Consider the following 7289-nt stretch of genomic DNA (forward strand, 5'->3'; position numbering starts at 1 on the left):
TCCTATGCCGCTCGCCAATCCAGCTCGCGCATCGTCGGCGATTGCGGCGCTCCTGCTCGCCGCGATGGTCGGTCCCTGGCTCGCGGTCTCGACGGCGCATGCGCACGAGTTCTGGCTGGCGCCGAGTCGCTATCGCGCCGCGATCGGCGAAACGCTCGCGGTCCAGGCGTGGGTCGGCACCGGCTTTCGTGGCGAGCGCAAGCCCTACGCAGCTCCGCGCGCGCATCGGCTCGTGATGCGGAACGAGCGCGAGCGCGATCTCAAGCAGGTCGCCGCCCACGGCGACCTCGCGTTCGTGCGCTGGGTGGTCGGAGACCCGGGCGGCGCCTCGATCGGCTACGAGTCAGACTTCGCCTCGGTGGTGCTGGAGCCACGTCCGTTCGACGCCTACCTCGAGACTGAAGGGCTCGAGGCGGCCCGCCGTACACGGGCGCGCCTCGGCGCGCGTGCCGGCGCAGGCCGCGAGCGCTACGCTCGCTGTCCCAAGACCTGGGTCGCCGGAACCGACCCCGCGCGTGCGACTCGGCCGCTCGGGCTGACCTTCGAGATCATTCCCGAGACGGATCCGACGCCCGACGGGCCGCTCGCGGTTCGACTTCTGTTTCGCGGCCGCCCGGTCGCCGACGTCCTGGTGCGCGCGTGGCGCACCGAACTGGCCGCGGCCGCGTCGCCGCGTGATGCAGCAACGCGCGACTCGGTCGGGCCGGTGGTCGCGGTGCGAACCGACCGCTCAGGTCGCGCCCGGCTGCCGATCAAGGGCTCGGGCGAGTGGCTGATCTCGGGCGTGCACATGACGCCGTGTTCCGACCGCGGTCTCGCCGACTGGGAGAGCTGGTGGGCGTCACTCACGTTCGCGCGCACCGCCCCATGAAGTCAGCGGCGACTCTCGCGGCGCTCACCCTGATCGTCTTCAGCGCCAGCACCGCGGCGGCGCACGAGGCCCCGTACAGCTACCTCGATCTCGAGCGATCGAGCGCGGGCGTCTCGGGTCGCTACACGGCGCACGTCTTCGATCTCGCGCACGAGCTGGGAATCAGTCCGCCCGACTCGCTGCTCGAGCCGGGCGTCGCGCAGCGGCTGCGCGATTCGCTGGTGGTGCGCCTCGCGCCTCGATTCTCGCTCGAGACGAACGGGGCGACTCACGAGTTCACGTTCGGCGCGGTACGCGTCGACGCCGATCGCAGCGGGCTCGCGTTCGAAGTCGGTGCGCCGATCGCTTCGACCGCAGGGGCCGCGACACTGCGAGCACTTCCGTTTCCGTACGACCCCGAACACGAACTGTTCGTCACGGTCCGCGCGGGCGAGGCGGTGGTGTTGCAGGACATCCTCACCGCCCGGCGCTCGCACGCCGAGCTGTACGCGACCGGCGCTCGCGGCATCCTGGCGGTCCTGCGAACCTTCGTGCCGGCCGGCATCCACCACATCTTCATCGGCCCCGATCACATTCTGTTCGTGATCGCATTGCTGCTCCCGGGCGGCGGACTGAGGCGGTTGTTCGGCATCGTGACCGCCTTCACGCTCGCCCACAGCGTGACGCTGGCCCTCGCCACCTTCGGCATCGTGAATCCGCCCGGCGCGATCGTCGAGCCGGCGATCGCGCTCAGCATCGTGGCAGTCGGCCTCTCGAATCTGTGGCGCGGCTGGCGGCGTGACCCTCGACTCGAGGATTCATCGGCTAACGCAGGGCGCGACCCGCGCCACCTGACCGCGTTCGCGTTCGGCCTCATTCACGGCTTCGGCTTCGCGAGCGTGCTGCGCGACTTCGGTCTTCCGGCGCAGGCGCTCGGCACGTCGCTGCTGGGTTTCAATCTCGGGGTCGAAGTCGGTCAGGCGTGCATCGTCTCGGTCGCCGCCCCGCTGCTCATGCTGGCGCGTCGCGCAAATCCGCGCGCGGCGCGCGTCATTCTGATCGTCGGCTCGATCGGTGTGACGCTGGCGGGAATCGGATGGCTGATCGAGCGGCTCGGCGCGCTGCGCTGACGCGCGCCCGATCAGGGCAGTTCAGCCTCACCCGCGGCTTCACGCTTCAGCTTGCGTCCGATCAGATCGACCGCGACATAGAGCCCGAACAGCACCGCGGCCGCCGCGACGAACCACAACAGCTTGTCCTTGAGCACGTGCACGAGCGCGTCGGGATCCTCGAGCAGCCGCGGCTGATCTCCGAGCACCTGTGCGCCGAACCACGCCAGCACGGTGCTCCAAACCGCCGAGCCGAGCAGCGTCATGATCGAGAAGGTCGCGAACGGCAACCGGGCCGCTCCGGCCGGCAGCGACACCAGGTGACGAACCACCGGCAGCAGTCGCGCGAAGAACACGCCGGCCGCCGAATAGCGACGAATCCACTGCTCGGCCATCAGCCACTTCGATTCGGGCACGAACACGTAGCGACCGTAGCGCAGGATCAACGGCCGCCCGAGCCGGCGCGCGACCCAGTAGGAGACTGCGGAACCCGCCCACGATCCGAGCGTCGAGGCGAGCACGATGCCCCAGAAGCTGAAGTGCCCCTGCCGCGCCCAGTAGGCTGCCGGTGGCACCACGATCTCGCTCGGCAACGGAAACACCGTCGACTCGATCGCCATCATAAGGAAGACGCCGCCGTAACCCCAGTCGCGGGTGAGCTGCATCCAGGACGCGAACAGCGAATGGAACATCGGATCTCCGGGCGAAGGGTCGAACGCCGCGCGATGCGGAATCGCGCGTCAGGAACCGGTGGAAGCGGTGAGCGGAATGGCGGCGACGTGCTCGGCCCAGCCGAAGTCGTCGGCCTGGGCCTCGGGCCGTGCGAGTGCGAACTCCGGGTCGTGCTCGAGACAAATCCATGCGCGCTCGCGACTCGCGCGTTCGAGCACATCGCGCTTCTCCTGCATGGTCTCGATCGCCGCGACGTCGTAGCCCATCACGAATGGCACCCGCACGTGGCTGCGGGTCGGAATCAGGTCGGCCACGAAGTAGAGCGTCACTCCCCCGCCGTGCACGCGCACCAGCTGCTGACCGCGCGTGTGACCGTCGGCGGTGAACAGCTCGAGGCCCGGCCACGGCTCCCCGGGACCGTCCCACAGGCGCAGCACGCCGGCGCGCTCGAGCGGTTCGAAGTTCTCCTCCATGTAGCTGGCGCGTTCGCGCGGGTTCGGGTGCCGGGCGTTCTCGAGGTTGCGACGTTGCGCGTAGTAGAGCGCGCGGGGAAGTCGCGGAACCACGGTGCCTCCCGCCGCACGCGTGGCGCCGCCGGCGTGATCGAAGTGCAGATGCGTGAGGATCACGTCCGTGATGTCCTCGACTCCGAGCGAGAGCGCGGCCAGCGAGCGCTCGAGCGTCCCGCTTTCGTTCTCGACCGCGTAGATCTCGGCGAGCTTGGGGCTGAACTTGTCACCGAGCCCGGTGTCGACCAGCACCCGACGACCGTGTCCCTCGAGCAGCAGGCATCGCATCGAGAGCTGGATGCGATTGCGCTCGTCGGCCGGGTGCGCGCGGCTCCACAGTGGCTTCGGCACCGAACCGAACATCGATCCGCCGTCGAGACGCAGCGTTCCCGTCTCCAGCGTGTGCGCACGCCAGGGTCCCAACTCGAGTGATGCCATGGCCGCAGCATGCCGAACCGCGCGCGCGACGGTCAAACGAACGAAGCCCGGACGAGCGCTCGCTCGTCCGGGCCCGTGGTCGCGTCTGGGGGGAGAACGCGATCAGCGATAGCGCGCCTTCAGTTGACCGAAGCTCGCCTGCAGCGTCGGAGTGGCGCCGAGCGCTACGACTTCGAACACCATGTCGTTGAAGTCGTTGTCGGTGCCGTCGCAACACGGGGTCGGATTCGGACCGCTGTCGATGTCCTCGAAGCACACCAGCCACGTGTTCGGGCGCGTCCACGCCGAGACGTCGAACACCAGCGCCTGCACGTCACCGTCGAGCGGGGTGTGCAGAGCGGCGCTGCCGTTCGGACCGCGGTCGTTGTAGTAGCGGTTCGAGTAGAACAGCTCCGGCTCGGGCGCGTTTCCGGATGAGTAGGGACCGTTCGGGTTCATGTAGAAGCCGAATCGCGTCGGGTGATCGAAGAGGATGAAGCGCGTCGAGCCGTCGTTCGCCGGCCCGTCGAACACCACTCCGTCGTTGACGCCGTCGATGACGGGCGGTGCGAGCGTCTGCGGTTCCTCGTACCAGCCGAGCAGGTTGCGGTAGGCGTTGCCCGCGACTTCGCGAATCAGGAGCGCCGAGACCTGACCGTCGACCCAGAACCACGGGTCAGGATCCCCCGCGTGGTGGCCGAGGTAGTCGGTCTGAACGTTGATGTTCCCGGCCCCGTAGCGTGCGTCGACGATGTTCTGGAGTGAGCTGGCCGGAGGGTCCCAGGAGGTTCCGAACACGACCGTCACCGGAGAGGCGGCAAACGCCGCGGGAGCGATAAAGATCGCGAACAACGCACAGCTCGCCGCGGGGTGCGGACGAAATCGCATGAAGATCTCCTCGAATCGCTAAGGAACTACCTGGCAGGATGGTGGGAGAAGATCCGTCTGGCCGGTCCGCCGAACGGGCTCGAGAGCCTCGCAGCTCTCTGGGTCGCGAAAAATCGTATCACAGCGGATCCCCGCTCTCGCAAGGGCAATGAGCAGGATTTCCGCGGAGCGGCCGCGATTCCAGGGGCTCGGGCGTTGCAGAATGCCGCCGGAGCCGACTCCTGCATCGGGAGGCGTTCGCGCGACGAGTCGGCGACGCCTGCGGGGCTCATCCGCTCAGATGTGAATCGCCCGCCTGGCGACCGCGAGGGCCGCCTCCTTGACCGCCTCGGGAAGCGTCGGATGGGCGTGCACCGAACGCGCGACGTCCTCGGCGGAGGCACCCATCTCCATCGCGAACGCGAGCTCGGCGATCAGGTCGCTGGCGCGCGGACCCATGATGTGCGCTCCCACGATCCGGTCGGTTTTGGCGTCGGCGAGGATCTTGACCTGCCCGTCTTTCTCGCCCATCGCCTTGGCGCGACCGTTGGCGATGAACGGGAACGCCCCGATGTTCACCGCCAGCCCGCGTTCCGCCGCCTCTTCTTCGGTCACGCCGACACTCGCCAGCTCCGGCCACGTGTAGACGACGTTCGGAATGCAGTGATAGGCCACGTGCCCGGACTGCCCGGCCATGTTCTCGACCGCCGCGATGCCCTCTTCCTCGGCCTTGTGCGCGAGCATCGGGCCCGGCGTGCAGTCGCCGATCGCCCAGATTCCGGCGACGCTGGTGCGGTAGTGATCGTCCACGACGATCCGCCCCTTCTCGTCCATCCGGATGCCGGCTTCCTTCGCACCCAGGCCATCGGTGTAGGGGCGACGGCCGACGGCGACCAGCAGAACGTCGCACGTCTCCTCGCTGGTCTGGTCACCGGACGCGATCGCGACCCGCACCTGGTTCTTTTCGACCTTCGCGGACTTGGCCGAGGTCTTGAACCGGAACTTCATGCCCTGCTTCTCGAGCGCTCGCTGAAGCAGCAACCCGCTCTTCTTGTCCATGCCGGCGACCGCACGGTCCATGAACTCGAGCACCGTGACCTCGGAGCCGAGCCGCATCCACACCGAACCCAGCTCGAGCCCGATCGCACCCGCGCCGACCACGATCAGCTTCTTCGGCACCTCCGGAAGCGACAGCGCGTGCGTCGAATGCACGATGCGGCGATCGTCGTACGCGATCCCCGGCAGCGCGATCGGCTTGCTGCCGGTCGCGATCAGGATGCGCTGCGCTTTGATTCGCTGTGCGCCCGTGGTTCCCGTCACCTCGACCTCGCCTTGCGAGACGATGCGGCCGACCCCCTCGAAGCGCGTCACCTTGTTCTTCTTGAACAGCCCGTCCACCCCGCGCGTCAATTCCTGCACCACGGTGTCCTTGCGCTTCAGCATCGTCGGCAGATCGAGCGTGACCTGCGCCTGGATTCCATGCGCGGCGAACGCGTGCTTCGCACTGGAGTAGTGCTCGCTCGAGTCGAGCAGCGCTTTGCTCGGAATGCAGCCCACGTTGAGGCACGTCCCGCCGGGTGCCGGGTACTTCTCGATGCAGGCGGTCTTCAGGCCGAGCTGCGCGGCGCGGATCGCGGCGACGTAACCACCGGGGCCCGAGCCGATGACGACCAGATCGAACGAGCTGTCACTCATGAGTGGAATTCCCGGTTCGGAGAGGCGCACGACGCCGCGCGTCCCGGGGCGGGACTCGCGAGGAGCGGGCGCGGAGATTGTCGGGGCGCGCCGGTGAAGTCAAACGATGCGGGCACGAACTCACATGTCGAGCAGCATGCGTTCCGGATCCTCGAGCCGTTCCTTCACACCGACCAGGAACGTGACGGCCTGCTCCCCGTCGACGATTCGGTGATCGTAGGACAGCGCCAGGTACATCATGGGTCGGATGGCGACCTGATCGTCGACGACGATCGGGCGCTTCTCGATCTTGTGCATGCCGAGGATGCCGCTCTGCGGTGGATTCAGGATCGGTGTCGAAAGCAGGCTGCCGTAGACACCGCCATTCGAAATCGTGAAGGTGCCGCCGCTCAGGTCCTGAGGCGTGAGGCGGTTGTCGCGCGCGAGCTGCGCGAGCCGCGCGATCTCGCCCTCGAGCTCTGCGAAAGTGCGCGCGTCGGCGTCGCGGATCACCGGAACCACCAGCCCGCGACCGGTTCCGACCGCGATTCCCACGTGGGTGCTGCGCCGGTAGACGATGTCGGTGCCACGGATCTCGGCGTTCAACTCGGGAATCTGTTGCAGCGCGAGCACGCAGCCGCGGGTGAAGAAGCTCATGAACGAGAGCTTGACGCCGTGCCGCTTCTCGAAGCTCTCCTTGTAGCGTGCGCGCAGGTCCATCACTGCGCTCATGTCGACTTCGTTGAAGGTCGTGAGGATCGCCGCGGTGTGTTGCGCCTCGACCAGCCGTGAAGCGATGCGCTGACGAATGCGGCTCATCGGAACCGGGCGCTCGTGCTCGTCCGGTCGCCACGCTGCCTCCGGTGTCGCGGCCGGACGAAGCGCCGGAGTGATCGAAGTGGCGGCGAGCCCGGATGCACTTGCGCGACCCGGAACGAATGGCGTGGGCGGGCCGGTCGTGGGGGTACTCGAAGTCGCCGGCGCACGGGCTGCGCCCGCCCCGCCGTACGCGGGGGCCGTGGAAGGACTGGAGCCCCTCGCAACCAGATAGCGCTCGACGTCCTCCTTGAGCAATCGACCACCCCGTCCGCTGGACGGAATCTCGGCCGCAGGCCTCGGCGCAGCAGATCCTGCTCGACAAGCTCGTGAAGGCGGGCGAGCTCACGCTGTTCCCGGACCTCAACAATCCGA

The 7289-nt window shown here is 68.0% G+C and carries 7 protein-coding genes; 2 read left to right on the forward strand and 5 right to left on the reverse strand.

Going from position 1 to position 7289, the window contains the following annotated elements:
* The first annotated feature begins 4 nt into the window (after window positions 1-4).
* Both HOP12_10595 and HOP12_10600 read left to right on the forward strand, forming a co-directional pair.
* Window positions 5-871, forward strand: a complete 867-nt coding sequence (locus HOP12_10595; protein NOT34604.1) for a DUF4198 domain-containing protein — start codon at window positions 5-7, stop codon at window positions 869-871.
* Complete coding sequence (locus HOP12_10600) at window positions 868-1980, forward strand: HupE/UreJ family protein (GenBank protein NOT34605.1); 1113 nt, start codon at window positions 868-870, stop codon at window positions 1978-1980. The genes HOP12_10595 and HOP12_10600 overlap by 4 nt, the downstream gene beginning before the upstream one ends.
* 11 nt (window positions 1981-1991) lie before the next feature.
* Here HOP12_10600 and HOP12_10605 read toward each other — a convergent pair whose 3' ends face one another.
* The 5 genes from HOP12_10605 to sucB form a co-directional block, all read right to left on the reverse strand.
* Entirely contained in the window at window positions 1992-2651 is a 660-nt protein-coding gene (locus tag HOP12_10605) for a DedA family protein (protein NOT34606.1), read from the reverse strand.
* A gap of 48 nt (window positions 2652-2699) precedes the next feature.
* Window positions 2700-3578 (reverse strand): MBL fold metallo-hydrolase, encoded by an 879-nt coding sequence (locus HOP12_10610; GenBank protein NOT34607.1) that lies wholly within the window; start codon window positions 3576-3578, stop codon window positions 2700-2702.
* Between the two features lie 102 nt (window positions 3579-3680).
* On the reverse strand, window positions 3681-4445 hold the full coding sequence (locus HOP12_10615) for a DUF4114 domain-containing protein (GenBank protein NOT34608.1): 765 nt from the start codon (window positions 4443-4445) through the stop codon (window positions 3681-3683).
* A 276-nt stretch (window positions 4446-4721) separates the two neighbouring features.
* Entirely contained in the window at window positions 4722-6119 is a 1398-nt protein-coding gene (gene lpdA, locus HOP12_10620; protein NOT34609.1) for a dihydrolipoyl dehydrogenase, read from the reverse strand.
* Between the two features lie 120 nt (window positions 6120-6239).
* Window positions 6240-7199, reverse strand: a complete 960-nt coding sequence (gene sucB, locus HOP12_10625) for a dihydrolipoyllysine-residue succinyltransferase (GenBank protein ID NOT34610.1) — start codon at window positions 7197-7199, stop codon at window positions 6240-6242.
* Between the last annotated feature and the right edge of the window lie 90 nt (window positions 7200-7289).

Source organism: Candidatus Eisenbacteria bacterium, from assembly GCA_013140805.1.
In the GTDB taxonomy this organism is placed as follows: domain Bacteria; phylum Eisenbacteria; class RBG-16-71-46; order RBG-16-71-46; family RBG-16-71-46; genus JABFRW01.

Excerpts from the sequence above, each read along its gene's own strand:
- HOP12_10610 (NOT34607.1), bottom strand. The coding sequence starts at position 3,578 with ATGGCATCACTCGAGTTGGGACCCTGGCGTGCGCACACGCTGGAGACG.
- HOP12_10600 (NOT34605.1), top strand. The coding sequence starts at position 868 with ATGAAGTCAGCGGCGACTCTCGCGGCGCTCACCCTGATCGTCTTCAGC.
- HOP12_10595 (NOT34604.1), top strand. The coding sequence starts at position 5 with ATGCCGCTCGCCAATCCAGCTCGCGCATCGTCGGCGATTGCGGCGCTC.
- HOP12_10605 (NOT34606.1), bottom strand. The coding sequence starts at position 2,651 with ATGTTCCATTCGCTGTTCGCGTCCTGGATGCAGCTCACCCGCGACTGG.
- HOP12_10615 (NOT34608.1), bottom strand. The coding sequence starts at position 4,445 with ATGCGATTTCGTCCGCACCCCGCGGCGAGCTGTGCGTTGTTCGCGATC.
- lpdA (NOT34609.1), bottom strand. The coding sequence starts at position 6,119 with ATGAGTGACAGCTCGTTCGATCTGGTCGTCATCGGCTCGGGCCCCGGT.